The sequence below is a fragment of the Thermoactinomyces sp. CICC 23799 genome (assembly GCF_016055145.1).
Classification (GTDB): domain Bacteria; phylum Bacillota; class Bacilli; order Thermoactinomycetales; family Thermoactinomycetaceae; genus Thermoactinomyces; species Thermoactinomyces intermedius.
Genome location: NZ_JAECVV010000003.1, coordinates 22,281 through 47,525, shown reverse-complemented (window position 1 = coordinate 47,525; position 25,245 = coordinate 22,281). Strand labels below are relative to the sequence as shown.

Below are 25,245 nucleotides of genomic sequence, written 5' to 3'. Positions count from 1 at the left end.
CAGTGAGCCATCTCATATCTATCTTTCATCTTCCGCAGAAGGAAATGGATTGGTTTTGATGAATCCGGTTCTTCAAAATGGTTTTTCATCTTTTCTTCACAGGGATTCCGCTCCATCCGGATGGGAAACCTCAAGGCCGGCACCGGTGATGACATGTTCTATTTCATCGATGTCCATGGCATCGTTTGTGCTCATACCGTTAAACCAATTTCATGATGACCCAATCTCTTCCCGGCTGTTCGCGACAGGCTCGACTCTTCTAATCACATCATTTTACCACATAAAACCGGGATCTTCATCACAATTTTCCCCGAAAGCAAAAGAAGCTATCCTTTCCGATAAAGGATAGCTTCCGACAGATATATCCGGTTTTACGCTTACGCTTCATCCTCGAAATTGAAAAGAGGCGTGGACAAATAACGTTCTCCGTTACTCGGAACAACAGCAACAACTTTTTTGCCCTCTCCCAACCGGCGGGCGATTTTCACCGCAGAAGCAATGGCCGCACCGGAGGAAATACCCACGAGAATCCCTTCTTCACGAGCGGCACGACGTGCCCATTCAAAAGCTTCCTCGTTATCCACTTGCAAAACTTCATCGTAAATTTCCGTATCGAGAATCTTGGGTACAAATCCGGCACCGATTCCCTGAATTTTATGAGGCCCAGGTTTTCCTCCGGACAAAACGGGGGAATTGGAAGGCTCAACAGCAACCACATGGACATGGGGATATTTTTCTTTCAAGACCCGGCCGACACCGGTAATCGTTCCGCCGGTCCCGATTCCCGCAACAAAGGCATCCAGTTCGCCACCCGTTTGTTCAACAATTTCTCTGGCGGTGTTTTCAAAGTGCGCTTTCACGTTATCCGGATTTTCAAATTGTTGGGGAACGAAGTAATCGGGATGTTGTTCATGGATTTCTCGGGCTTTTTGAATGGCCCCTTTCATTCCTTCCGCACCGGGAGTCAGCACCAGTTCGGCCCCATAGGCCCGCAAAAGATTTCTGCGTTCCACGCTCATCGTGTCAGGCATGACCAACACGGCACGGTAACCTTTGGCTGCTGCCACCATCGCCAGCCCGATTCCGGTGTTTCCGCTGGTCGGCTCCAAAATCGTGGAACCGGGTTTCAGCTCCCCGCGTTTTTCAGCTTCTTCAATCATGCTGAGGGCAATCCGGTCTTTGACACTGCCACCCGGGTTAAAAAATTCCAGTTTCAAATAAACATCGGCATCCGTCTTACCAACAATCCGGTTTAATTTCACAAGCGGTGTTTCGCCAATCAACTCAAGAATATTATTTCCAACCCGCATGTAGGAAGCCTCCTTATTCCGAGTAAACTTATAGGTTTTGTATTTATCATCATACTAATCCCGATCCAATTTGTCAATCAATTTCTTCTATTAAAATCCTTTCTAATTCCTCATCCGTAAACAAGTATCTTTCATTGCAAAAATGACAAACCACCTCGGCGCGGCCCAATTCGTCCCGGATGGATTCTATTTCCTCCTTGCCAAGCGCCCGCAACATTGCCTTTGAGCGCTCCCTGGAACAATTGCATTGGAATTGAACCGGCGATTTCCCCAGGATTTCCAAATCGTCGCCCATTAAAAAGCGCAGCATTTCTTCCGGCGTTTCACCGTTTTTCAACCGGTCCGAGATCGACGAAAGCCGGGAGATCCGTTGCTCCAATTTTTGGATCACTTCTTCCCCGGCCCCCGGCAAAAGCTGGATCATATACCCGCCGGACGCCAAAATTTCGTCCCCTTTGACCAATACCCCCAATCCCACGGACGACGGGGTTTGTTCAGAGGCCGTAAAATAATAGGTAAAGTCTTCCGCCAATTCCCCTGAGATGATCGGCGAAGCGCCGCGATACGGTTCCTTCAGCCCCAAATCTTTGATGATGTGAATCATTCCTTTTCCCACAGCGGAAGCCACATCCAGCTTGTTCCCTTTGGATTTGCCTTCCACTTGCGGTTGGTCGACACAACCGCGCACATGGCCTTGCCCGTCGGCATCCACCATGATCTGCCCGATGGGTCCGTCACCTTCCACCCGAATCAAGACTTTGTGGTTCTTCTCTTTTAAAGTCACGCCCATCATCGCGCCCATGGTTGCCGTTCTGCCCAATGCCGCGCTGACCACCGGAAAAGTGCGGTGACGTTGTTGCAGTTCCTGTACCAGATTCGTCGTCCGTGCCGCAAACCCGCGCACGGCCCCGTCTGCAGAGATCGCTCGAATAACATAATCTTCCATCAGTGATTTCCTCCTTAAAAAAAGGACTCCTTTGCAAGAAGCCCTCTGTTTCCCATTCTGTTACTTTGCATTCAGCTCATGGATCAACTTCAATCCTTCCAAAGTTAAAAGCGGATCCACCTTGTCAATCGTCTTGGTATCCTTGCAAATCAATGAAGCATACCCGCCAGTGGCCACCACCGTGGGACGTTGACGCATCATCTTTTTCATGCGGGTGACAATTTCATCCACAAGCCCGACATAACCATAGTATATGCCAGCCTGCATGGATTGAACCGGATTTTTTCCAACCACCGAATCCGGTTTGTCAATTTCCACCCTCGTCAACTTGGCGGCCCGTTGATACAGCGCCTCCATGGATATACTGATACCGGGCGCAATGGCACCGCCGACGTAATTTTCCTCTTCATCAATAAAACAGAAGGTGGTCGCCGTCCCGAAATCAACAATCACCAGCGGCGCCCCGTATTTCTCAATGCCGGCCACCGCATTGGCAATCCGGTCGGCCCCGACCTCGCGTGGATTGTCATACTTGATATTTAAACCGGTCCGGATGCCCGGTCCCAGGATCAACGGGGTCAACCCAAGATACTTTTCGGCCATCCGCCGCAAGACAATCGTCAGCGGAGGGACAACGGAAGAAAGGATGGCAGCCCCCACATCTTCAATGGACAAGTTGGTATAGGAAAGCAAACTGGCCAATTGCATGCCGTATTCATCTTCGGTCGCGTGGCGGTTTGTTTGCAAACGCCAATGATGCAACAATTTTTCCTTCCGGTAAATGCCCAAAACGATATTGGTGTTTCCAACATCCATGACCAGCAATAAATCTTTATTCAAGTTATTCACCTGCTTTAGCGATGTAATCCATTTTATTTATAGAATACCATCCTCCCGGATTCTTTTACATCCATTAATTCACAAGAAAAAAGAGGCGGTTCCGCCTCTTTTTTTACACCGATTGGTTTGGATCCGAATCTTTATCCGCCGGATCGTTATTGACAAACGGGTTATCCTTTACGGGACTTTCTGCCCGGTTTGCGTCAACCGTCCCGGAATTATCCTGTTTCGTGGACTCTTTATTGGTTTCTTCTTCCTCTTTGGATTGGATGTTGACTTTTACTGAATCGTCATCATCCAACTTCCCGTTTTCAAGCAGCTGTTTGATTTGCCGCTCATCCAACGTTTCTTTTTCCAACAAGGTTTGCGCCAACAGTTCCAATTTGTCGCGATGTTCCATGATCAGGTTTTTCGCCCGGTTGTAGCAGGAACGGATCAAATCTTGCATCTCCGTATCGATTTCATAGGCGATTTTATCGCTGTAGTTGGATTCGTGTCCCAGGTCGCGACCCAGGAACACTTGCCCTTGCGAACGCCCGAAGGTCATGGTGGCCAACCGGTCGCTCATTCCGTATTCCGTAATCATGGAACGGACAATGGAGGTTGCTTTCTCAAAGTCATTGCTGGCCCCGGTGCTGATTTCACCAAACACAACCTCTTCGGCGACACGGCCTCCGAGCAACCCGGTCACCCGGTCCAGCAATTCGTTTTTGGTGGCCAAATAACGATCTTCTTTCGGCAACATCATGGCATACCCGCCGGCTTGCCCGCGGGGGACGATGGTTACCTTGTGAACAACGTCGGCATGCTGCAGGTAATATCCGCACAACACGTGTCCCGATTCATGATATGCAACAATTTTTCGTTCTTTTTTGCTGAACACGCGGCTTTTCTTCTGAGGACCCGCAATCACGCGGTCCACCGCTTCATCAATTTCTTCCATCGTGATTTTCTTCTTCCGGTGCCGTGCCGCAAGCAGAGCCGCTTCATTCAACAAGTTCTCCAGATCGGCTCCGGAAAAGCCCGTGGTACGCTGGGCAATGACTTCCAATTTGACGTCTTCTGCCAGGGGTTTGTTACGGGCATGCACTTTCAAAACGGCTTCCCGGCCTTTCACATCGGGACGGTTCACCAGAATCTGGCGGTCAAAACGGCCCGGGCGCAACAATGCCGGGTCGAGGATATCCGGACGGTTGGTTGCCGCCATGATGATGATTCCGGAATTGACATCAAATCCGTCCATTTCCACAAGCAATTGGTTCAAAGTTTGTTCGCGCTCGTCGTGGCCGCCGCCGAGTCCGGCCCCGCGTTGACGGCCCACTGCGTCAATTTCGTCGATAAAGATGATACAAGGCGCATTTTTCTTCGCCTGTTCAAACAAATCACGAACACGGGATGCACCCACCCCGACAAACATTTCCACAAAGTCCGAACCGCTGATGGAAAAGAACGGAACTTTCGCTTCTCCGGCCACCGCCCTGGCCAACAAGGTTTTCCCTGTTCCCGGCGGTCCGACCAAAAGAACCCCTTTCGGAATCCGTGCCCCCATTTGGGCGTAACGCCGGTTGTCTTTCAGAAAGTCAACAATTTCGACCAACTCGGCTTTTTCCTCGTCTGCGCCTGCCACGTCATCAAAAGTTACACGCCTTTTCTCTTCATTGTAAAGCTTGGCTTTGCTTTTGCCGAAATTCATCACACGGCTTCCGCCGCCTTGCGCCTGGTTTAACAAGAAAAAGAAAAGGAAAAGAATGACGACAAAAGGAATGATGTACGTAAACAAGGTGATCCAAATCGAGTCACCTTTCGGTTTTTCATAAGTCACCTTGACATTTGCATTTTGTAAATCCTGAAGCACCGTTGAACCGTAGTTCGCGGGTCCCCGGGTTACAAAAGACTTGCCCGGCTGGTCCTTGAACTTACCTTCAATATGGTAAGTACCCCCATCCAACTGTACCTTGATGTCGGTGAGCTTGTTCGCCATCAGCTGTTGCCTGTATTCATTGTAAGCCAGCTGCTGCGTGTCTGTTGCCGGATTGGCAAACATATTGATAACCGCAATGGTTACCAGGATGAGGATAATATATAATACTCCATTTCTGAGGAAGTAGTTTTTCATCCCTGGCCTCCTCTCAGTCCACTTGTATCATTTTAGCATAGCAGGCAAACGGTTCTCAACAAAACAAAACGCCACGGTTAATCCGCATAAACTTCCTCTTTGAGGATTCCTATGTATGGGAGATTCCGATATTTCTCCGCATAATCAAGGCCATAACCGACAACAAATGCATCCGGAATCGTATATCCGCAGTAATCTGGGCTCAGGTCCACTTTACGGCGTTCCGGTTTGTCCAGCATGGTGATGATTTTAACCGATGCCGCATTCCGCGCTTTCAGCATTTCCACCAGATAACTGAGCGTCAAACCGGAATCAATTATGTCTTCGACAATCAGGACATGACGTCCTTCGACGGATGTCTCCAAATCTTTAATAATTCTCACAACCCCTGAGGATCTGGTGGAATTCCCGTAGCTGGAAACATCCATAAAGTCCATCTCAATCGGGATGTCAATCTCCCGGATCAAATCGGCCATAAAAGGAACGGCCCCTTTCAACACACAAACGCACAATGGGTTCAACCCTTTGTACTCACGGGAAATGATTTTCCCCAACTCCTCTACTTTTTCCCGGATTTGTTCTTTGGTAAACAACACTTCCGCAATGTCTTCATGCACGGTGGGAACCTCCTATCTTTCTTCGGGTGTATCATTTTGATCCCACAATAAATATAGAAAACGTTTCGTTGATGCTGTCACAGGAGCCAGGTCGGACCTCCTCACTCCCGGTATCCAGATGATTTCATCACCGGATCCTACCAATGGGTAGCGCGAACGCATTTTTTTGGGGATTTTTGCTTCCATCATTAAACTTTTTACCTTTTTTCTTCCGCGCATACCCGAACAACGCATTTTGTCCCCTGGTTTCCGGGCCCGGACATAAAGCGGTCCTGAAAGAAGATCAAGGTCAAACACAGCATGGCTAAAAACGTTTTTCAATCTATGTATGGGGATGGGTTGATCTGACTCCAATATTTCCATTCTACCCAAAAATCCCGGTAATGAAGACGCTCCATGACCGGGCAACCGGATCATTTCCGGCGTTTCCCGCCCGTCCCGGGCTTCATCCGGTGTTTGTGGCTTTTTTGTGAAAATCAGCTTGGAATACTCTCTTTCTGCAACGATTCCTTGAAACATACGGATCATTGCCGACGGATTGTTGTTTTCAGCCAATTTTCGAACCTGATCCACTTTATCAAGGGAAAGTTCCGTTACATCTTGGTGGCAAAGATAACTTAATATTAGTTTAACCACTCTTCTTTGTAAAGCAACCGACAAGTGAAGAAAACTTGAAACATCAAGCGTGTAACAGTTTTCACCCCGGTCGGCGACCACGTCTTCCAATGCCTTTTTCACCCGGATATCCCAGTCTCTTTCTTCTTCCCGGATCAGATCGCTCAACTTTGACACCGCTCTGTCGGCATGCGGATACAGCTTTCTCACCACGGGAATCAGTTCATGCCGGATCCGGTTTCGCGTATATTCGAGCGAGCGGTTGCTTGAATCTTCACGCGGGGACAGATTCTGTTCCCGGCAATAAGAAACGATTTCCTCTTTCCTGAATCCCAACAAAGGCCGGATCAACACGTAATCTTCCCAAGGCCGGGCCCAATCCATCCCGGCGAGGCCGGAGACTCCCGTTCCCCGCAACAAACGCATCAACACCGTTTCCAATTGGTCATCGGCATGATGCGCCAACGCCAGCCGGTCTGCTTTGAATTCCTCCGCCGCCTGTTTGAATGCCCGGTAGCGTAATGTTCGTGATACAGCCTGTTTATTCCCTCCGTGTTTTTTCCGTTCGCCGGTCACATCCACATGCATGACACGGACAGGAATGTTCCATTCCTTTGCGCGGCACACCACATATTTCTCATCTTCATCGCTTTCTTCCCCGCGCAAGTGGTGATTCACATGAACGGCAAACACTTGATGCCCCAATGCCTTTTCCAACCGTTTTAAAGCAAACAGCAAGGCCGTGGAATCGGGACCGCCCGATACCCCGACCAGTACGTTGTCACCGGGTTTGATCAATTTTCTCGTTGCAATCGCTTCTTCCAGGCGTTCCAAAAACCAGGACAATGTCATCTTCCCCTTAAAATTCCCATTAAATAAAAAGGCCCGGGAAGCCCCGGGTTTGTTTTCATTCTTCCCTGTACTCATCATATATTTTTTCAGGAAGGGAAGCAATTTACAACATGGTTTTTGTCCGATTTAATTCACGGATTCCGGCCGGACGAGCTTTTTGACGCCAGGCAAACGGATCGTCGACCATTCGGGGGAATGCTTCTCCACCTTGGAAACGACAATCGTCATATCGTCCATGATCCGGCCCCCGTGATGCCGCACCACTTTTTCCAAAAGGCAATCCGCAAATCCTTGCGGATCTTTGGTGTCAATTTCTGAAATCATCCGCGCCATGAACGCATCTTTGTTGACCGCATGATCCGGTGTGTCATAAACCCCGTCTGTCATCAAAATAATCAGGTCGCCCGGCTCCAACTGCATTTCAATCGGTTCAAATTCAATATGATTTAAAATGCCGATGGGCGGATTGGCTGCCGACAGGGTGATCACCTTTTTCCCCCGTTTGATAAAGCCCGGGGTGGAACCGATTTTCATAAACCGCCCTTCCGCGGTGTTCAAATCCACAATGGCCAAATCAATCGTCGCAAACATTTCGTCGGCCGAACGCAAACTCAAAATCGAATTGACCGTATCCACCGCCCGCTCTTCATTCATGCCCGCCTGAAGCAAACGGCGCAACAACTTCAATGCCGCACTGCTTTCGGCTTGTGCCCGTTGTCCGTTGCCCATTCCGTCCGATAAGGCCACCGCATACTTTCCTGTGCCCAAATTCATGTAACAATAGCTGTCTCCGGAAATCACTCCCCCGCCTTTTGCCGCACAAGAAGCCCCCGTTTTCAGTTCAAAACGCTGTGCCGATCCCAAAATGACAACCGCGCCGGGCGATCCGTCTTTGACCACCTTCCGGTACACGGCCACCGGCTCTCCCAAAATCTCCGTCAACAAAGGAGCCACCAACTTTTTGCACTCTTCCAGCCCGTCCCGGTCAGCCATCGTGACCTCAATCTCCACTTTTCCTTCTTCCAGGTTAATGATATCCACCCGGTGAATGGACAAGCCCAACTCTTCCAACGCTTCGTGGATCTGCTCTTCATGCGCGGACAGCACTTGGGTTTCATGGCGGATTTCCCTGGACAGCTTGGACATCACTTCCGCCATTCCGGTCAACTGGTCGGAGACCAGCCGGCGGGATTCCTGCATTTTTTCCTTCCAGTAGATGTTTTGCTCGTAGCGCGCATACTGACGCTGAATTTCGTTTAACACTTTGTCGGGACGGATGCAGTGACGTTCCCATGATTTTGGAACCGGCGCAGGATTTTGCGGCCCGTTCTCCTCGACACGAGCCATTAAATCCATCATCCCCTGATAGGTTTTCACCACTTTTTGATCCCAACAATGTTCAAACTTGCTGCACCCCATGCAAGCCTGATCCATGATCTCGGAAATAAAAAACCGGACCTGGTCTTCATCTTCTTTTTTGTGTTTGGTCACATCTTCACGGAAACTGAACGCCAACTCCTGAAACAATTCCGTGAATTTCTCCACTTTGCTCGCCGTCACTTCCCTGAGGCGTTTGATGTGCTCCTGTTGCGCCGCATGATTTTCCAGCGTGCCGGGGACATACCGGGACAATGCTTTCAACCAACGTTCCGGAGTCAGGAAAAACAAACAGACGGCAAGGGCCGATTCCTGCATGGAAGGCCAGACGGCCGTGGAGCCGCCGTCATACAGGGTCAGGATGGCCGACCCCAACAGGAAGCCGATCGAAACGCCGATTTTTTTCCCTTCTTTGAACAAACCGGCCAACAAGCCCGCAAACGCCAGCAAACTGATCTGCAAAATGGCTTTGGGTTCGGAGAGGCTTAAAATCATGCCTGTGACCACCCCCATGGAGGAGCCCATCATGCCCCCGCCCACCAAAGCCAGCACCAGAATCGCATAACGGGAAATGATGTTGACGACCGATAACTGTCCTGCTTCCCACCCCATGGTTCCGGTCATCGCGGAACCCAGAAGAATCACCAGACAGACGATTTCCTCCTGGCGCAGGGAAACGCGTCTTTTTTTCATGGTGAAAATCGGCAGGGATTGGACAAAGATAAACGTCAAAATGAAACTGAGCAGCACATCGATCCCGGCTAACAACAATTCATAAGAAGTCCCGCCTTTCCACCACCACCCGGCCAGGCGGGCCACGACCCCCGTGATCCCCACCATAAAAGGAGCAAAACTGATCTCTCCTTTTCCCAAGGCGGCAAAAACTTTCTGGATAAAAAGGAAAAGGAGCAAACTGCCGGTCATCTTGGCCATTTCCGCCCCGCCCAGGGTGGCCGCACCGAGAATCAGTGACAACATCACCACCGGCCATTGTTTTTTGGCCAAATGATACACCACGGCCAGATAAGCGACAGCAAACGGGGAAATCATCCCCAGGATCGTGGCTCTTCCCAAGAGCACTCCCATCACGACAACCGGAACATTCCACATGTTCGCCAAACGATGCATGATCCGTCTTCGCTTACTGCTTTCCCAACCGAACCAATTTCCAACCGGTCGAATCAATAAATTCCGAAAATGAGTTCCCACTTGCATCCCATGTCACCTCGCGTTCAGTTTGTGCCACTCATTATAGCGGGGAGGCAAGCGGAAAGTTTGTTGCAATTTCTGAAAAGAAAAATTTTTTTGGCGACATTTTTCCGGCCGGCCGCAATCCCGTATGATTTGCCATCGGGCCAAAGCGGGAACGGCAAGGGATTCAGCCAAATGAGCCCCCGGCTTCCTTCGGGAGCTCACTCGGATCCCGTCTTCCTTTGTCGTTTTCTCTCAGGACAAACATGGGAGCGACAAAACTTCCTATTTCTTTTTCCGGTTTGTCGAAAATCGGATTCACCGGCGCCGGGAAGGGGAATCCGTCAACGGATACATCTTGGCCTCGCGAATAAACGAGGGAATCAGCTTGCGATCGGCATGCAAACGGATCATCTGGTCCAGCGTCCGCAACGCATGCACCTGCTGTCTGCGTTTGATCTGCCTGCGTTCAATGGAATCGGCAAATTCATCAATATCGATCACGTGATAATGATCATCCCGGTCAATGATCAGATCCAACAACAGATCGACCATCACATAACGCAAGCGGCCCACCTGGTGCATTTGCATCACATCGCAATAATAGTAAAGAAATTCTCCGGAGCGGCCGAACACTTTTGAAATCGTGTATCCCTTGCGCACAAAATAGTACGTCAAAAAGATCCGTTTTCCGTCCGGATTGGCATACTGCGTGGAGAACAAATGACGCCCCCGCCAATCCCGGACTTTTTCCGTATAGGTTTTATTTATGGTCGTAAACTTTATTTTCTTAATCACGACATTCACACAATCACTCCCATGCACTGGCAACTTGCTGATCCTTAAAAATCACATAAAAAAAAGGCGACATTCACCCAATTGGGGAAGCTCGCCTTCTCCTTCTTTGGTAGCGGCGGAGGGCCTCGAACCCCCGACCTTACGGGTATGAACCGTACGCTCTAGCCAGCTGAGCTACGCCGCCATATATTTTGGTTGCGGGGACAGGATTTGAACCTGCGACCTTCGGGTTATGAGCCCGACGAGCTACCTGACTGCTCCACCCCGCGTCAATTCATCATTTATCACCGCGAACAATCTCAATTATACATAGCCTGTGTTTCGGTGTCAACATCCAATTTCATTTAAAATTGAATTCAGATTTTTCACGATGAATAGAGAAGGTATTTTTTCCGCATCCCCTGAAAGTGATGGATTTCTTTTTTCCATTGCCGGATGATTTCCCGGGCGGACTTCCCCTGATCCAATTGGCGGCGTATCTGGTCCGTTCCGGCCAGCAGATCTATCCAGTATTTTTCCCCTGATCGGACCCAGGCAAACTGCTCCGGGTACAATTTTTTCGTTTTCTCCAAAATCGTGATCCCCGTTAAAACCGGGTCAAATTGGTCCACATCCGTAACATGGATTTGGACACCGCCCACCTCTTCCCCCTGGTATTTTGAAAAAGTGGGGATAAAATAAGCCTCCCGAAAAACAACCCCCGGCAAACGGGCCCGGTTCAACGCCTGAGCCAATTCCCAACCGTTGACATAGGGAGCCCCGACCAGTTCAAAAGGACGGGTCGTCCCTCTTCCTTCCGACAAGTTGGTTCCTTCCACCAACCCCGTCCCCGGATAGACAAGGGCAGTCAACGGGGAGGGAATGTTCGGGGAAGGCATCACCCATGGCAATCCGGTATCTTCATACCTCTGCTCCCGGGTCCACCCCTCCATTTTCACCACGTGCAATTCCGATTTCGGCACTTGCTGATCATTGATTAAAAGAGCCAATTCCCCGATCGTCATTCCGTGCACGAGCGGAATGGGAAACCGTCCCACGGAGGAGCGGAACGCCGGCTCTAACATCGGCCCCTCCACCCGTATTCCGCCAAGCGGATTGGGCCGGTCCAAAACATAAAAAGGTTTCTTTGACATTCCCGCGGCCTTCATCGCGTCCGCCATCGTGTAAAGATAAGTGTAAAACCGGGTGCCGGTCTCCTGCATGTCAAAGACAAGGACATCCACTTCTTGAAAGAGGGAAGCCATTTCTTCCGGATTTTTCCCATACAAGTTTTCGAAAGGAATTCCCGTTTTGGGATCCACCACCGCAGCCGGTTCCTCTCCGGCTTGTTCAGCCCCGCGGACCCCGTGCTCCGGACCGAACACGTTTGTCACTTGAATCCCGCGGGCCAGCATCGCATCCAACGCATGCCGGTAATCCGGGGTGATGCTGGTCGGATTGGCGATCAAGCCCACCCGTTTTCCTTGAAAATCCTCCGGATTCCCCAACACTTTTTCCAATCCGGTGATCACCTTTTTTTCCTTGTTTTCCTGCACATGAAGACGGAAACAACCGGATCCGGCCAAAACCAACAGTACGATGCAAAAAAGCCCGATCCACTTTCTTCCCATTCGCCATCCCTCTTCCTGTCACAGATAGAAAAAGCCTCTTGTTCCCCGACAGAACAAGAGGGATTTACTTCACTCTTTGTTTTCAATGGAGTAAATTTGTTCACCCGGTTTTCCGTAACCCATTTTATGTGCCAATTCCATCATGTAATCTTCCGATTTTAACTTTTGCACTTCCTGCTTTAACGTTTTCTGTTGTTCATAAGCCTGAGACAACTGCCTTTGTTTGTCGGCCAATTCTTTTTCCTGATCCCAGATGCGCACCTGCTGGATCACGCTTTGCGCCGCCGCCCAAACAATAAAGACAACCATGCATCCGAGCCAGATCAGCCGGCGCCTTTTGACGGCGGGGTGCAAAGGGCGTACGGATCGGGATTTGGATGCGGATTCCGGTTTTTTTCCGGTTTTTGCGGACCGCTGGATGAACAGCACATTATCTCTGCCGTGTTGATAAGCCATCTTTTCATTCACCCTTATCCCGGTTTTTATTCCACCATGCTTTGATTTTTCGGACTAGGGCCTTTCCTTTTTGAATCCTTCGGGAAAGCCAGGGTTCCAACCTGGCTTGAACAGGGCGAAGCAGGAAGAAAAACGGGGACAAAATCAGCTTGATGCATGCAGTGATTCCTTTCCAGATCAGGCCCGCCAACCGCCGGCATCCCCTGAACAAGAACCGGGCGGGCCTGAATATCAACAGGTGAAACAGCCGTGCGAGAAAGAAAAAAATCCGTTCCAAGATATGAAACAACATCCGGATTCCGCGAAGCACCGGGCGGCTTGCCCATTTAAAATAAATCAAAAAACCCAGGCATACCGCAACAAAGAAATAAAAGCGAAGCTCTCCCCAATTGCTCCAAAACAATAAACCAAATACCAAAACGGCCGAAACCATCCAATAAATGAGGTCAATGAGGGAAATCAACCACTTGCGAATCCGGAAACGGACCGTCAACACCCGGTAAAAATCAAGAATGATCCCGATAAAAAAACCGGAACCGAACATGAGAAGCATGGTAAACCATTGCGTTTGCAGCGTCACTTGAAAATCCGGCCCCAGACGCTTTTAACTTTTTCCTGTGCCGGCACAGGCATGTCCAAATAGCTCATGTCTGAAATTTGCCCTTCAATGGAAACCCTGCCCTGATCCAAATCCAGTGTTTTGATATGCAATCCTTGCCCTCTGATCCCCAGGTAGCCGTAATCGGTCTGAAGCAAAAACTCCTCGCTGTCAAAACTCTCCACACGGGTAACTCCGCTGACATCCAACGTGTTGCGGTTGGTCATCACGATCTCATGCGGAATCTGGTTAAAGGTTTCTTCCATATCACGTTCCCCCCTCTTGGTACATGATATGGACAAAATCTCCGTTTAGAACTGTTCCTGGGGATCTTTTTGTCCGCTGAGGCTTTCTTCGCGGATCAGGCTGAACATGCTCCCGGCATCTTCTTTGCGGACGGAATCCTGCAACTTCTCCACACGGACCGTCACCAATTTTTGCCCGAAACGAATTTGAATTTCGTCTCCCACGTGAAGAACCGTTCCTGCTTTGGCCGTTTTCCCGTTAATTTGAACCCGCCCTTCGTCACACACTTCCTTGGCCAATGTCCGTCTTTTCACCAAACGCGACACTTTCAAGAATTTGTCCAATCGCATGATGTCACCTTCAATCTTTTAACGTTTTCTTGAACAAAGAAAAAATTCCTGCCTGCAGCTGATCAATCATTCGCCTTTTTCCAGACGCTTGGCTTCATCCCACCAAGCATCCAATTCTTCCAAAGTGAAGTCCTCCCAACTTTTTTGGGACATCCTCACCTGGCTTTCAATGTAGCGGAAACGGCGCTCAAATTTAAAACAAGATCCGAGGAGAGCCAGTTCCGGTTGCACTTTGAGAAAGCGGGCGTAATTGACCAAAGCAAACAACACGTCCCCCAGTTCTTCTTCTTTTTCTTCCTGGGTTTTGGCTTCCGACACTTCTTTTAATTCCTCTTGCACCTTTTTTAAAACTTCCGCCGGATCATTCCAGTCAAATCCCGCTTTGGCCGCTTTTTTCTGCAGCTCGTAAGCTTTCATCAAAGCCGGGAAATGTGTGGGCACATCCTCCAGCAACGAGGAAGATTCCTCTTGCTTCTTCTCTTTTTGCTTCAACTGGTCCCAGGTCTGCTTCACATCTTCCGCCGTCTCGGCCTTTAAGGTGCCAAACACATGGGGATGGCGGCGGATCATTTTCTCATTCAAGTGGCGGATCACATCATGAATGTCAAACGTCCCCTCTTCACTGGCGATTTGCGAGTGCAACATCACTTGAAGCAACACATCCCCCAATTCCTCGGCCATTGCGTCGGAATCCTTTTCTTCCACCGCTTCCAAAAATTCATAAGCTTCCTCCAGCAGGTACGGACGCAAACTGTCATGGGTTTGTTTGCGGTCCCAAGGACAGCCTTCCGGGCTTCTCAAATGGCGGATCACTGCTTTTAAATACTCAAAGCGCGGGTATAAATCTTCCTCTTTCACCAGAGGAGGGAGATAAACGGAAGTCAAGTCGCTGAAAAGTTCCTTGCGATCCAATTCATACAAGGGGACTTCGGTGATCTGTTCCAATCCGTCGATCCCGCAAGCGGTGACAATCTTCACCGGGTGATCATCCGGATAAATTTCCATCAACGTCAATTTGACTTCGGAAGCGACAAACCGGCTGTATACCTGGGCGATCAAAAGATGATTTTCCGGATTCACCTTTCCTGAATCCAAATCCGTCCCATTGAGCAATTGAAACCCTTCAATGGGATCCACCTGCAAACGGGCAAAAAACGTTTCCAGGAAACTCACGCTTCCTCCGCGGACATCGATTTCCACCCCTTGTTCCTCCCTCTGATCGAGGAGCAACCGGACCGTCCGTTCCGCAACCATCGGGTGCCCCGGAACCGCATAAATCACCGTGGAATACTCTTTGGCCGCCTTCAGCAGCCGCCCGGCGATTTGATCATAAACCGCATCAAAATCATGATTCGATTCATAAACATCATCAAAAGTGGCAAAAGAAATCCCCTGTTGACTCAGCCACCCGGCAACCGGGATTTGCCGGGTCCGCAAAAAAACCGGGTTTTCCCCTTGTAATAACCGGAGCACTCCCAAAGACAACGATTCCTCATCGCCTGCACCCAAACCGACAACCACAATTTTTGCCATCTTTCTCCTCCTCTTGCGGATTCCTTCAAATCCGTTCTTTCTTCAGCCATCCCCATTTATCCAGGACCGGGACCAACTTTTTCCGCAGTTTCGGGACTTTCTCCAGATCCCTCCGCGTCCAGACCCCGAAGCGGAAAACGGCCCACGGGTAAACCATCACACCGACAAGCACCGACAATAAGGAAGCGGCCATCATGGCGACCCTGAATTCCAAAAAAGGAACCGCGACCAGCTGAACCAAAACCGACGTCACGTAAACAGCCGCCCCCATCCAGACCGCGGCCCATGCGGCCATCAACTCTTGCTTGGGGAACCATGATTTCCAACCGAAATGCTGTTTTATCTTCACCAGTTGCAAAACGGCCGTGCACAAAAAGGCAAGCACCGTTGAAAGGGCCGCCCCCCGGATATCCCAAAGGGGAATCAGCAGCATATTGAGTCCGACTTTCAAAACCATCCCCAAAGCCAAATAAACAGCGGGCAAATATACTTTTCCCAATCCCTGCAAAACTCCTGCCGATACAATCCACAAAGACGAGAGAACTCCGGACCATGCCAAAACAGCCAAGGCATCCGATCCCGCCCCGTCTTCATACAACATCACGTTGACGGGTCCGGCAATGACCATCAGCCCGACCGCAGCCGGAAGCCCCAAGCCCCAAGTCAACCGCAAAGCGAGGACGGCTTGCTCTTTCACTTCTTTTTCCCTTTGTTTGCTGACCAGATCCGAAATAGCCGGAACGATGGAAAGCGCGATTGCCGTGGCAAAAAACGAGGCAAACTGAACCAGAGGTTGTCCCCGGTCAAAAACGCCTTTCAAGCGAATGGCCTCTTCGGTTTCCCATCCCCGGTCCACCAGCAAATTGGCTACCGTGAAAGAATCGACCAAAGAAAACAAAGGGAGAATGAGCGAGCCGATACAGATCGGCAACGACAAGCGAAAAAGGGTTTTCATCACTTCAGCCGGCGGCTCGGTGCCGGAAGCGGCCGCAAAGCCGGCCTCTTTTTTGGGAACCGGCCGGGTTTTATGCCAATAATACAGCAATACAATCAGCGCCCCGACGGCTCCGGTGATGGACCCGAACACAGCCCCCGCACCGGCATAAACCACTCCCAATCCCACATCCATAAAATACCAGGAGAGAACAAGGATGGTCACAACCCGGATCAGCTGTTCAACCATTTGCGAATTGGCCGTCGGAACCATATTTTGCTGTCCTTGAAAAAAGCCGCGCATCACCGCCAGAAACGGCACGGCCAAAAGGGCAAAGGAAACGGTTTGAATCGGCAAAGTGAGCAAGTTACGGTTTCCCATCCATTCCGCGATTTGGCCGGCCCCAAAAAACAAAAGCAAAAAGGAAACCGCCCCCAGCAAGGACAAAGCTGTCAAAGAAACACGGAAAATTTGCGCGACTCCCGCCATTTGCCCGCGGGACCACTTTTCCGAGACCAGCTTTGAAATCGCGGCCGGGAACCCGGCGGTGGCCAGGATCAACAAAACACTGTACAAGGGATATACTTGCTGATAAACATACATCCCTTCATCGCCGGTAATATTTTGATAAGGAATTTTATAAACAGCCCCTAATATCTTCGAAAACAAAGCAGCCCCTCCCAAAATGGCCGCACCACGGATGAAGGACTGCCGGCTTTGCTCCATCATCTTCCAATTGCTCTCCTCTCCACGCTGCAATTGCTTTTCATTATACAAAAGTGCCGGAGGTTGGCAAAGAAAAAAGCAGGTACATTCACCTGCCCGACAAAGAATTGTTAATGTTCCATTTGTTTGGCCAGAAAAGTGGCAGCCGTGCTGGCCAGTTTTTCTTCCAATTCCCCCAACTTCCCTCCTTCTTTCTTGCTGAGGACGATGACTGCACCGATCGGATCGCCTCCCGCATTAATGGGAACAATGAGATAGGACTGATATTCTTCAGGCATTCCTTTGAATATCTCTGCAGTTCCCGGGTTTATTTCCAAATGAGTTCGTCTTTGATCCATACATGATTCCACGATTTCGCCAATGTTTTTCTCCAAATATTCTTTTTTGGATACACCTGCAACGGCAATCACATGATCCCTGTCACTAATAAGTGTGGGATAATGCATGTTTTCATACAATGCTTCGGAAAATTCCTGGGCAAAATCACCCAACTCGCCGATGGGCGAATACTTTTTTAAAATCACTTCGCCTTCACGGTCCACAAAAATTTCCAATGGATCTCCTTCTCGAATCCGCAATGTTCGTCGAATTTCTTTCGGAATGACAACACGCCCCAAATCGTCAATCCGACGAACGATGCCTGTTGCTTTCATAGAATGATTTCCTCTCTTTCTTATATATTTTTTAATAATTTCTGGTTTAATTTGTTTTATCAGCCATATTATTTATTTTCTTCCAGCAGATTATGCAGACCTCCGGACATAAAAAAAGAGCCCCGGTGCGGCATAACATGCCACGGGCTCTTTTCCGGCAGTTCAGGATCCTTTTTGGTCATTGGAAAGAAGGGACTTAAAACCCAATTCTTCTTTGACCAGTAGATCATACACTTCCTGCCGTTTTTGCATTTTCACTTGTTCGTCCGCTTCGGCCACCGGCTTTTTCCCCCGGTCCAACACTTTTACGATATGAAAACCGTAATCGGTTTTAATCGGATCGCTGATTTGGTTGAGAGGCAACTCCCGGCATGCTTTGGCAAATTCAGGGACAAACTGGTCCGGTGTGCCTTCATAAATTCCGTTCGAATCTTTGGATCCGGGATCATCTGAATACTCCTTCACCAACTTCGCGAAATCGCCGCCGTTATCCAATTTTTTCTTGACTTCTTCCGCGCGTTTTTTCGCTTGTTCTTCCGTCCGTTTCGGCTGATCTTTCTGCGAACCGTCATTGATGGAAACCAACACGTGCTGTACTTTTACATAATCATACGTTTGCCCTTTCAATTGTTCGTCATAGTATTGGTTGACCCGGTGATACTCCACAAAAAACTGCCGTAATTGCGCTTTGTCAAACCCTTTTCCTTTGATCGCCTCATCCAGCGTTTGGGGCTTGTTTTGGCCTTGCTGCTGTTTCAGGCTGTCTTCGATTTGTTTGAGCGTTTCATCCGCTTGTTTGGCAAATGACGGATCATCTTTGATTTTGGTCAACATATACTGACGGGCCGCATACTCTTTCGCCAATTCCGTTTTTAATTCCTGATTATCCTTGACCGATGACATCATAAACGACAATTGGGGATCCAAATACGCAATGATGTTGATGTAGCGGTTCAAATCCCCTTCAACCACTTTGCCTCCCTTGTATTCGGCCACCACCTTTTTGCTGGTGGTGTCAAGCGGTTGAAATTCCATCGACTCGGCCGACTGCTCTTCTTCTTTGTTGTCTTTTCCCATCGCACAACCGGCAATGGCCGCGGAAAGAATCAGCACGAAGGCCAACGAACCAGCGATCCACTTTTTACTCAGTCGCATGTTGAACGGCTCCTTTCGGTTTGGGAACATCTTTATATTTTATCAGAAACTGTTCGATCATTTCTAATGCCTGTTTATGGGGCATCCCTTTGGTTTTGAAGATGATCCCGATCTTTTCTCCCGTCGAGAAACGAATTTTTCCCGGGAAATCCTGAGCGATTTCAAACAGCTTCTGGCCGTCAATTTGGTCATTTTGTTCCGGACGCAACCGGAGAATGATATCCCCGTCTTTCTGCTCAACCGATTCCATCCCGTACATGATGGCATAAGCTTTGATTTTGGAAATTTTTAACAACATTTGCACAGGATCCGGCAAATCCCCGAAACGATCCTCAATCTCTTCTTCCAAGTCAGTCACTTCATCCAATGTGGTGATGGCTCGGATCTTTTTATACAATTCAATTTTTTGTTTCTCATCACCGATGTATCCGGATGGCAAATAGGCGTCCACATTTAATTCGATGACCGGATCGGTTTCTTCCTTTGTGGACTTTTCCCCTTTCAACTCCTCAATCGCTTCCTTCAGCATCTGGCTGTAAAGCTCAAATCCCACGGTTGCAATATGGCCGTGCTGTTCGGCTCCCAAAATGTTCCCGGCTCCCCGGATGGATAAATCGCGCATCGCAATTTTAAATCCGGATCCAAGCTCGGTAAATTCTTTGATCGCCTGCAGCCGCTTCTCCGCGGTTTCAGACAACACTTTATCCCGTTGGTACGTAAAGTAAGCATAAGCAATGCGATTGGAACGCCCCACCCGTCCGCGCAACTGATAGAGCTGGGACAATCCCATCTTGTCGGCGTCATAAATAATCAATGTATTCACATTGGGAATATCCACACCGGTTTCAATGATGGTGGTGCTGACTAAAACGTCGTATTCCCCGTCCAGGAAGTCCAGCATCACTTTTTCCAGTTCGGATTCCTGCATTTGGCCATGGGCCACCGCCACCCTTGCTTCCGGAATCAAAAGCCGGATTTGATCGGCCATCTGTTCGATGTTGTGCACTTGATTATAGAGGAAATAAACTTGTCCGCCACGCGCCAGTTCCCGTTCCACCGCTTCCCGGACCAACGCCCCGGAGTATTCCAGCACGTAGGTCTGCACCGGGAACCGGTTTTCAGGAGGCGTTTCAATGACAGACAGATCGCGCACACCCATCATGGCCATGTGCAGGGTGCGGGGAATCGGTGTCGCCGATAACGTCAACACATCAATATTGTGCTTCAGCTGTTTGATTTTCTCCTTGTGTTTCACGCCAAAGCGTTGTTCCTCGTCGATGATGAGAAGCCCCAAGTCTTTGAACTGGACATCTTTGGATAAAAGACGGTGCGTGCCAATCACGATGTCCACCGTTCCTTTTTTCAGCCCTTCCATCGTTTCTTTCTGTTCTTTCCGGGTGCGGAACCGGCTCAACACATGAATTTGTACTGGGAAGTCAGAAAAACGCTCACGAAAAGTCTCATAATGCTGTTGAGCCAAAATGGTGGTCGGAACCAACACAGCCACCTGCTTGCCGTCCATCGTCGCTTTAAACGCTGCACGGATGGCCACTTCCGTTTTTCCGTATCCCACATCCCCACACAACAGGCGGTCCATCGGCTGGCTTCGTTCCATATCCTTTTTGATCTCTTCCACTGAACGCAACTGATCCGGCGTTTCTTCATAAGGGAACATCGCTTCAAACTCTCTCTGGTAAGGCGTATCTTTCGAAAAGGCAAAGCCTTTGGCCTGTTGCCGCTTGGCGTATAATTCGATCAAATCCTGGGCGATATCCTGCACCGAAGACCGGACTTTGTTTTTCACCTTGCTCCATTCGCTGCCGCCCAGACTGTAAACCTTCGGCGTTTTTTCCTCGCTGCCGACATATTTTTGCACTTGGTCGATCTGCTCCACCGGCACATAAAGCTTGTCGTTTCCGGCATACTGGATGTGCAGATAATCCTTGTGCATGCCACCGACTTCCAGTGTTTCAATACCGATGTATTTCCCGATTCCGTGATTGACGTGAACCACGTAATCCCCGGGCTTTAATTCTTGGTAATCTTTGATTTTTTCGGCATGATCCATCTTGGCATGGCGCCGGGTCCGCCGTTGCTTTTGCGTAAACACTTCGCTTTCGGTGATCACTGCAAGCCGGACCGGGTTCATCTCAAAGCCGTTTTGCAAATTGCCCAGGCAAATCACGGGTTTTCCCGGCAAAGGAACCTGGTCGGACAAATCTTTGGCCGCATTCATTCCGTAATCATTCAGCACCCTCTCCAGACGATCCATCCGCTCTTCGCTGCTTGCCAAAAACACCACACGGTAGTTGGCTTTTTCCCAACGTTCCCATTCGGTCTTCAACACATGCATTTGCCCGTGAAATTGCTGCATGCTGCGGCACACCATCTGGATCACATTTTGCGGCTTGATTGCGGGAATCTTCCGCATGAACAAGGAAAGATAAATCCGCTGGTGGTCCTTTTTTTCAACCACTTCATCAAAAGAAAAGGATATTTTCAGTCCCGGCAACAGCTCTCCCTGTTGCAACAAGACGGTCTGCCATTCCCCTTCTTCCCTTTCCATCTGCCGGGCACTTTCAATGATCCGGTTCGGTTCATCCAGGATGACCAACGTGTCCCGGGGCATGTAATCCACAAGGCTTTGGCACTCCGGATAAATTTGTGAGATATACTTGTACATGCCGGTAAAGTAAGTGCCGTTTTTCAATTGCTCAATATCATAACCAATCGATTGATTTAATTTTTCCCTCAGTTCAGTCTCTTTGGTGACGCTTAACCGTTCCCCCAACTTTTTTTCCACTTTTTCGCCCGCTTGATACAACTGATCTGCCGATGCAAACAGTTCTTTGGCCGGAGAAATGGTCAATTCCTCCCATTTGTCAAAGGAACGCTGATCCGACACGGAGAAGGGACGGATGGAATCCACTTCGTCGTCAAACCACTCCACACGGACCGGATTTTCAAAGTAAACGGGATAAATGTCCACAATGCCGCCACGCACACTGTATTCACCGGGTTTTTCCACCATTTCCACCCGCTGGTATCCCACATTCACCAGCCGCGTGAGCAACGAATCAATTTCCTGAACCTGCCCCACCTTCAACGTGGTATAGTTTTCCGCAAACACTTTTTTCGGCAAAAACAATTTGCGCAAGCCGGAAAACGGGACCACAAGCACCCCGTTGAAACCATGAATCAAACGGGTTAACACACCGATTTTTTCTCCCAATGTCTCCTGTCCGGCCACGGCAATTTCGGTGGTGACCAACTCATTGGCCGGGTACAGCAAAACTTCATCCTTTGACAAGATTTCCTGCAAGTCTTCGGCCGCTTTTTGTGCCTGATTCAAATTATGGCAAACCAACAGGACGGGCCGTTTCACTTCCTGGAACAGCGCAGCGACATACAACATGCGGGCGGTGCCTGACAACCCGGCAACCAACTGCTCTTTCAACCCGGTTTTAATACCTGTTACCGTTGACTGAAAATCTTGATCCTGCTTAAATATATGCGTTAACGGTATCAACAGTTGTTCCTCCCCTTTTTTCCATCAGTCTACAGGTCAAATAGAAAAGAAGCCTTAGCTATCAACAGCCAAGGCCTTTTTTTCATTATAATCAGAAAAATATCCGCCATTATTCCTAATGAAAGAGTGAAGGATACAAAACCCGTTCCGGATCTTTTTCCAATACCTCTTGACATGACTCACAAGTCACTTTCACCACTTGGTTTCCTTCAACATCACTGGTTATTATATCTTCCCGTTCTTCCGGGGTCAACTGATCAAACCCCAACTGGGATTCGGTTACCCTCGAAGAATCGATTCTTCCGATCGATTTTTGACAATGTCGGCAAATATAATGTATGGCCATGAAAATGCCTCCTGCCTCTTTGTGTTAGTCATAGTATCGGCTTTCAAACAAAAAATATTCAACTTCGCTCATGCATCCATGGCCATACCCAAACAACATTTATTTCCGCACATTAAACTGGTTCATCGCATGCAAAAAGTCCGTCTTCACCCATTCATTCACTGCTTCTTTGGCACGGTCAACGGCATCCAGCACCGTTTCCAATTCTTCCTGGCGAAACGGGGACAAAACGTAATCCGGAACCGAAAGATTTCCCGCCGGCCGGTCAATGCCGATCTTGATCCGCTTAAATTGATCCGTTCCCAAATGGCGGATAATGGATTTCATCCCGTTGTGCCCGCCTGAACTTCCTTTTAACCGCAAGCGGATTTGCCCGCATGGCAAATCGAGATCGTCGTAAATGACGCACAAATCCTCCAAATCCAGTTTTAACCAATCCAATGCCGGCTTCACCGATTCCCCGGACAAATTCATATAGGTCATCGGTTTCAATAAAATGACTTTCTCCCCGTTGACAAAGCCTTCGCCCACTTCGCCTTTCCACTTTTCTTTCCCCAAGGGGATTCCCCATTGTTCGCTCAGTTGATCAATCACCCAAAAACCGACATTATGGCGTGTCCGCGTATACTGTCGCCCCGGGTTTCCCAAACCGACTATCAGCTTCATCCTGTACCTCCAACTTTCCCTGTACTCATCTCAATCTTTTTTATTTTATCATGGAATCGTGAAAAAGGCGCAACCGGTAAGGATTGCGCCTTTTTCTTCATTTTGTTTCTTCCTCATCTTTATCTGTATCAACGGCTGTTTCTTCGTTGTCAATGTCTTCGCTTTTGGCAGGAGGCACGACCGTGGCCACAGTTGTTTCCGGTTCGAAATGAAGCAGTTCCACCCCGTCTGGCATTTTGATGTCTTTTAACAAGAGGGAATCCCCCACCTGCAGATGGGATACATCCACATCAATGGATTCCGGAATATCAGACGGCAATGCTTTCACCTCGACCAAGCGGAGATGCTGTTCCAAAATCCCTCCGCTTTTCACGCCGGCCGCTTCCCCTGTCAGGTGAACAGGCACCTCGACATGCAAAGGTTCATTCATTTCCACTTTGAGAAAGTCAATGTGCAAAATGGAAGATTTGATCGGGTCTTTCTGGATGTCTCGAACCATTACTCGATGCGTCTTGCCTGCTACGTTTAAATCCACAAAACCATTCAAGTGAACATGTTTTTGTGCTTCACTGTAATCCACCGCAAGCTTTACCGGATCCAATCCCTTTCCATATAAAATCGCCGGAATTTGTCCTTGTTTTCTCAAGGCATTCAAAGATCCGGTCTTTTCCCTTTTTACTGCTGTAATGGCATTCGACATTTCCATATCCCCCTTCTATAAGAGGGAATATAACCTTTTTCGCCGCGATCTAAACCTCATTTTGGAAAATCACATGTTGAAAGCCATTACAAAAAGAAACTTTGTGCCGGATCCCGCCTCAGTCGAACAACTTGCTGACCGATTGCTCATTGTGAACCCGCCGGATGGCTTCACCGATCAACTCCGCCACCGAAAGAACGGTAACCTTGTCCAGTTGTTTATCCTTCGAAAGTGGGATGGTGTCCGTCACCACCATCTCGGTGATGTTGGAGTCGCGAATCCGTTCAATGGCCGGTCCCGAGAAAACAGGGTGGGTACAACATGTGTATACTTCTTTGGCTCCGTATTCAAGCAAGGCATTGGCGGCCAGGGTAATGGTTCCTGCCGTGTCAATGATGTCATCAATGATGATCGCCGTTTTTCCTTTGACATCACCGACAATGTTCATCACTTCCGCCACATTCGGCTCCGGACGTCTTTTGTCGATGATCGCAATCGGAGATTCCAACCGTTCGGCGAGACGACGGGCACGAATCACTCCGCCGTGGTCGGGGGAGACAACCACCACATCCCCCAGATTTTTTTTGATAAAATAATCGGCCAAAATCGGGACACCCATCAGGTGATCCACAGGGATGTCAAAGAAACCTTGGATTTGTGTCGCATGCAAATCCATCGTGATCACCCGGTCCGCACCGGCTGTCTCAATCAGATTGGCAACCAGTTTGGCGGTGATGGGATCCCGGGCCCGGGTTTTCCGGTCCTGCCTTGCATATCCGTAATAGGGAATCACCACATTGATGGTGCCGGCCGAAGCACGGCGCAAGGCATCCACAAAAACCAACAGTTCCATCAGGTTTTGGTTCACCGGATTGCATGTGGATTGAATCACATACACATCCGAACCGCGCACGCTTTCATCCAGCTTTACATGAATCTCTCCATCGCTGAATTTACCCACATGCGCTTTTCCGAGAGGAATATTCAAATGATCGCAAATGGCATTGGCAAGTTTCGGGTTGGAATTGCACGTAAAAACTTGTAGACGAGGGCTTACCGTAGACATAGAAATTTGTTCCTC

22 protein-coding genes and 2 tRNA genes are annotated in these 25,245 nt (G+C 49.2%); all 24 read right to left on the bottom strand.

Annotated features, from left to right (window positions below; genetic code table 11):
- Nucleotides 1-377: 377 nt before the first annotated feature.
- The 24 genes from cysK to I8U21_RS04355 all read right to left on the bottom strand — a co-directional run bounded on the left by cysK (nucleotide 378) and on the right by I8U21_RS04355 (nucleotide 25,230).
- Nucleotides 378-1,310 (bottom strand): cysteine synthase A, encoded by a 933-nt coding sequence (gene cysK / locus I8U21_RS04470; protein ID WP_181732369.1) that lies wholly within the window; start codon nucleotides 1,308-1,310, stop codon nucleotides 378-380.
- A gap of 73 nt (nucleotides 1,311-1,383) precedes the next feature.
- Entirely contained in the window at nucleotides 1,384-2,256 is an 873-nt protein-coding gene (hslO, locus tag I8U21_RS04465; RefSeq protein WP_198053380.1) for an Hsp33 family molecular chaperone HslO, read from the bottom strand.
- 60 nt (nucleotides 2,257-2,316) lie between these two features.
- Nucleotides 2,317-3,072, bottom strand: coding sequence for a type III pantothenate kinase (locus I8U21_RS04460; protein WP_181732446.1), 756 nt, complete (start codon nucleotides 3,070-3,072; stop codon nucleotides 2,317-2,319).
- A gap of 136 nt (nucleotides 3,073-3,208) precedes the next feature.
- Nucleotides 3,209-5,212 (bottom strand): ATP-dependent zinc metalloprotease FtsH, encoded by a 2,004-nt coding sequence (gene ftsH / locus I8U21_RS04455; RefSeq protein ID WP_181732367.1) that lies wholly within the window; start codon nucleotides 5,210-5,212, stop codon nucleotides 3,209-3,211.
- A gap of 77 nt (nucleotides 5,213-5,289) precedes the next feature.
- A complete protein-coding gene (hpt, locus tag I8U21_RS04450) occupies nucleotides 5,290-5,829 on the bottom strand; it encodes a hypoxanthine phosphoribosyltransferase (RefSeq protein WP_181732366.1) in 540 nt (179 codons plus the stop codon).
- Between the two features lie 12 nt (nucleotides 5,830-5,841).
- Nucleotides 5,842-7,290 (bottom strand): tRNA lysidine(34) synthetase TilS, encoded by a 1,449-nt coding sequence (gene tilS / locus I8U21_RS04445; RefSeq protein ID WP_181732365.1) that lies wholly within the window; start codon nucleotides 7,288-7,290, stop codon nucleotides 5,842-5,844.
- A gap of 132 nt (nucleotides 7,291-7,422) precedes the next feature.
- Nucleotides 7,423-9,888 (bottom strand): stage II sporulation protein E, encoded by a 2,466-nt coding sequence (gene spoIIE / locus I8U21_RS04440; protein WP_198053379.1) that lies wholly within the window; start codon nucleotides 9,886-9,888, stop codon nucleotides 7,423-7,425.
- Between the two features lie 294 nt (nucleotides 9,889-10,182).
- Nucleotides 10,183-10,671, bottom strand: a complete 489-nt coding sequence (locus I8U21_RS04435; RefSeq protein ID WP_181732363.1) for a ribonuclease FAU-1 family protein — start codon at nucleotides 10,669-10,671, stop codon at nucleotides 10,183-10,185.
- Between the two features lie 98 nt (nucleotides 10,672-10,769).
- Nucleotides 10,770-10,846 (bottom strand) — tRNA-Met (locus tag I8U21_RS04430).
- An 8-nt stretch (nucleotides 10,847-10,854) separates the two neighbouring features.
- Nucleotides 10,855-10,931 (bottom strand) — tRNA-Met (locus tag I8U21_RS04425).
- Nucleotides 10,932-11,027: 96 nt separating this feature from the next.
- Nucleotides 11,028-12,272, bottom strand: coding sequence for an exo-beta-N-acetylmuramidase NamZ family protein (locus I8U21_RS04420; protein ID WP_198053378.1), 1,245 nt, complete (start codon nucleotides 12,270-12,272; stop codon nucleotides 11,028-11,030).
- A gap of 69 nt (nucleotides 12,273-12,341) precedes the next feature.
- The gene (locus I8U21_RS04415; RefSeq protein WP_198053377.1) at nucleotides 12,342-12,728 is read right to left on the bottom strand and encodes an FtsB family cell division protein; all 387 of its coding nucleotides are present in this window, start codon (nucleotides 12,726-12,728) and stop codon (nucleotides 12,342-12,344) included.
- Between the two features lie 4 nt (nucleotides 12,729-12,732).
- Nucleotides 12,733-13,308, bottom strand: a complete 576-nt coding sequence (gene yabQ / locus I8U21_RS04410; protein ID WP_181732360.1) for a spore cortex biosynthesis protein YabQ — start codon at nucleotides 13,306-13,308, stop codon at nucleotides 12,733-12,735.
- Nucleotides 13,305-13,592 carry a sporulation protein YabP gene (gene yabP / locus I8U21_RS04405; RefSeq protein WP_037997999.1) on the bottom strand — a complete coding sequence of 96 codons (288 nt, stop codon included), beginning with the start codon at nucleotides 13,590-13,592 and terminating at the stop codon, nucleotides 13,305-13,307. Before yabP ends, yabQ begins: the two co-directional genes overlap by 4 nt.
- Nucleotides 13,593-13,637: 45 nt before the next feature.
- Complete coding sequence (locus tag I8U21_RS04400) at nucleotides 13,638-13,937, bottom strand: RNA-binding S4 domain-containing protein (RefSeq protein WP_309544769.1); 300 nt, start codon at nucleotides 13,935-13,937, stop codon at nucleotides 13,638-13,640.
- A 51-nt stretch (nucleotides 13,938-13,988) separates the two neighbouring features.
- Nucleotides 13,989-15,455, bottom strand: a complete 1,467-nt coding sequence (gene yabN, locus I8U21_RS04395; RefSeq protein ID WP_181732358.1) for a bifunctional methyltransferase/pyrophosphohydrolase YabN — start codon at nucleotides 15,453-15,455, stop codon at nucleotides 13,989-13,991.
- Nucleotides 15,456-15,480: 25 nt separating this feature from the next.
- Nucleotides 15,481-17,118 (bottom strand): putative polysaccharide biosynthesis protein, encoded by a 1,638-nt coding sequence (locus I8U21_RS04390; protein WP_198053376.1) that lies wholly within the window; start codon nucleotides 17,116-17,118, stop codon nucleotides 15,481-15,483.
- Nucleotides 17,119-17,225: 107 nt separating this feature from the next.
- On the bottom strand, nucleotides 17,226-17,768 hold the full coding sequence (spoVT, locus tag I8U21_RS04385) for a stage V sporulation protein T (RefSeq protein WP_181732356.1): 543 nt from the start codon (nucleotides 17,766-17,768) through the stop codon (nucleotides 17,226-17,228).
- A gap of 162 nt (nucleotides 17,769-17,930) precedes the next feature.
- Nucleotides 17,931-18,923: a peptidylprolyl isomerase gene (locus I8U21_RS04380; RefSeq protein WP_181732355.1), complete on the bottom strand. Its 993-nt coding sequence runs from the start codon at nucleotides 18,921-18,923 to the stop codon at nucleotides 17,931-17,933.
- Nucleotides 18,910-22,452 carry a transcription-repair coupling factor gene (gene mfd, locus I8U21_RS04375; RefSeq protein WP_232333979.1) on the bottom strand — a complete coding sequence of 1,181 codons (3,543 nt, stop codon included), beginning with the start codon at nucleotides 22,450-22,452 and terminating at the stop codon, nucleotides 18,910-18,912. The genes I8U21_RS04380 and mfd overlap by 14 nt, the downstream gene beginning before the upstream one ends.
- A 115-nt stretch (nucleotides 22,453-22,567) precedes the next feature.
- The gene (locus tag I8U21_RS04370; RefSeq protein ID WP_198053375.1) at nucleotides 22,568-22,798 is read right to left on the bottom strand and encodes an anti-sigma-F factor Fin family protein; all 231 of its coding nucleotides are present in this window, start codon (nucleotides 22,796-22,798) and stop codon (nucleotides 22,568-22,570) included.
- Nucleotides 22,799-22,897: 99 nt separating this feature from the next.
- Nucleotides 22,898-23,464, bottom strand: a complete 567-nt coding sequence (gene pth / locus I8U21_RS04365) for an aminoacyl-tRNA hydrolase (RefSeq protein ID WP_198053374.1) — start codon at nucleotides 23,462-23,464, stop codon at nucleotides 22,898-22,900.
- Nucleotides 23,465-23,561: 97 nt separating this feature from the next.
- Nucleotides 23,562-24,164 carry a 50S ribosomal protein L25/general stress protein Ctc gene (locus I8U21_RS04360; RefSeq protein ID WP_198053373.1) on the bottom strand — a complete coding sequence of 201 codons (603 nt, stop codon included), beginning with the start codon at nucleotides 24,162-24,164 and terminating at the stop codon, nucleotides 23,562-23,564.
- Between the two features lie 118 nt (nucleotides 24,165-24,282).
- Nucleotides 24,283-25,230, bottom strand: a complete 948-nt coding sequence (locus I8U21_RS04355; protein WP_181732351.1) for a ribose-phosphate diphosphokinase — start codon at nucleotides 25,228-25,230, stop codon at nucleotides 24,283-24,285.
- Nucleotides 25,231-25,245 lie beyond the last annotated feature (15 nt).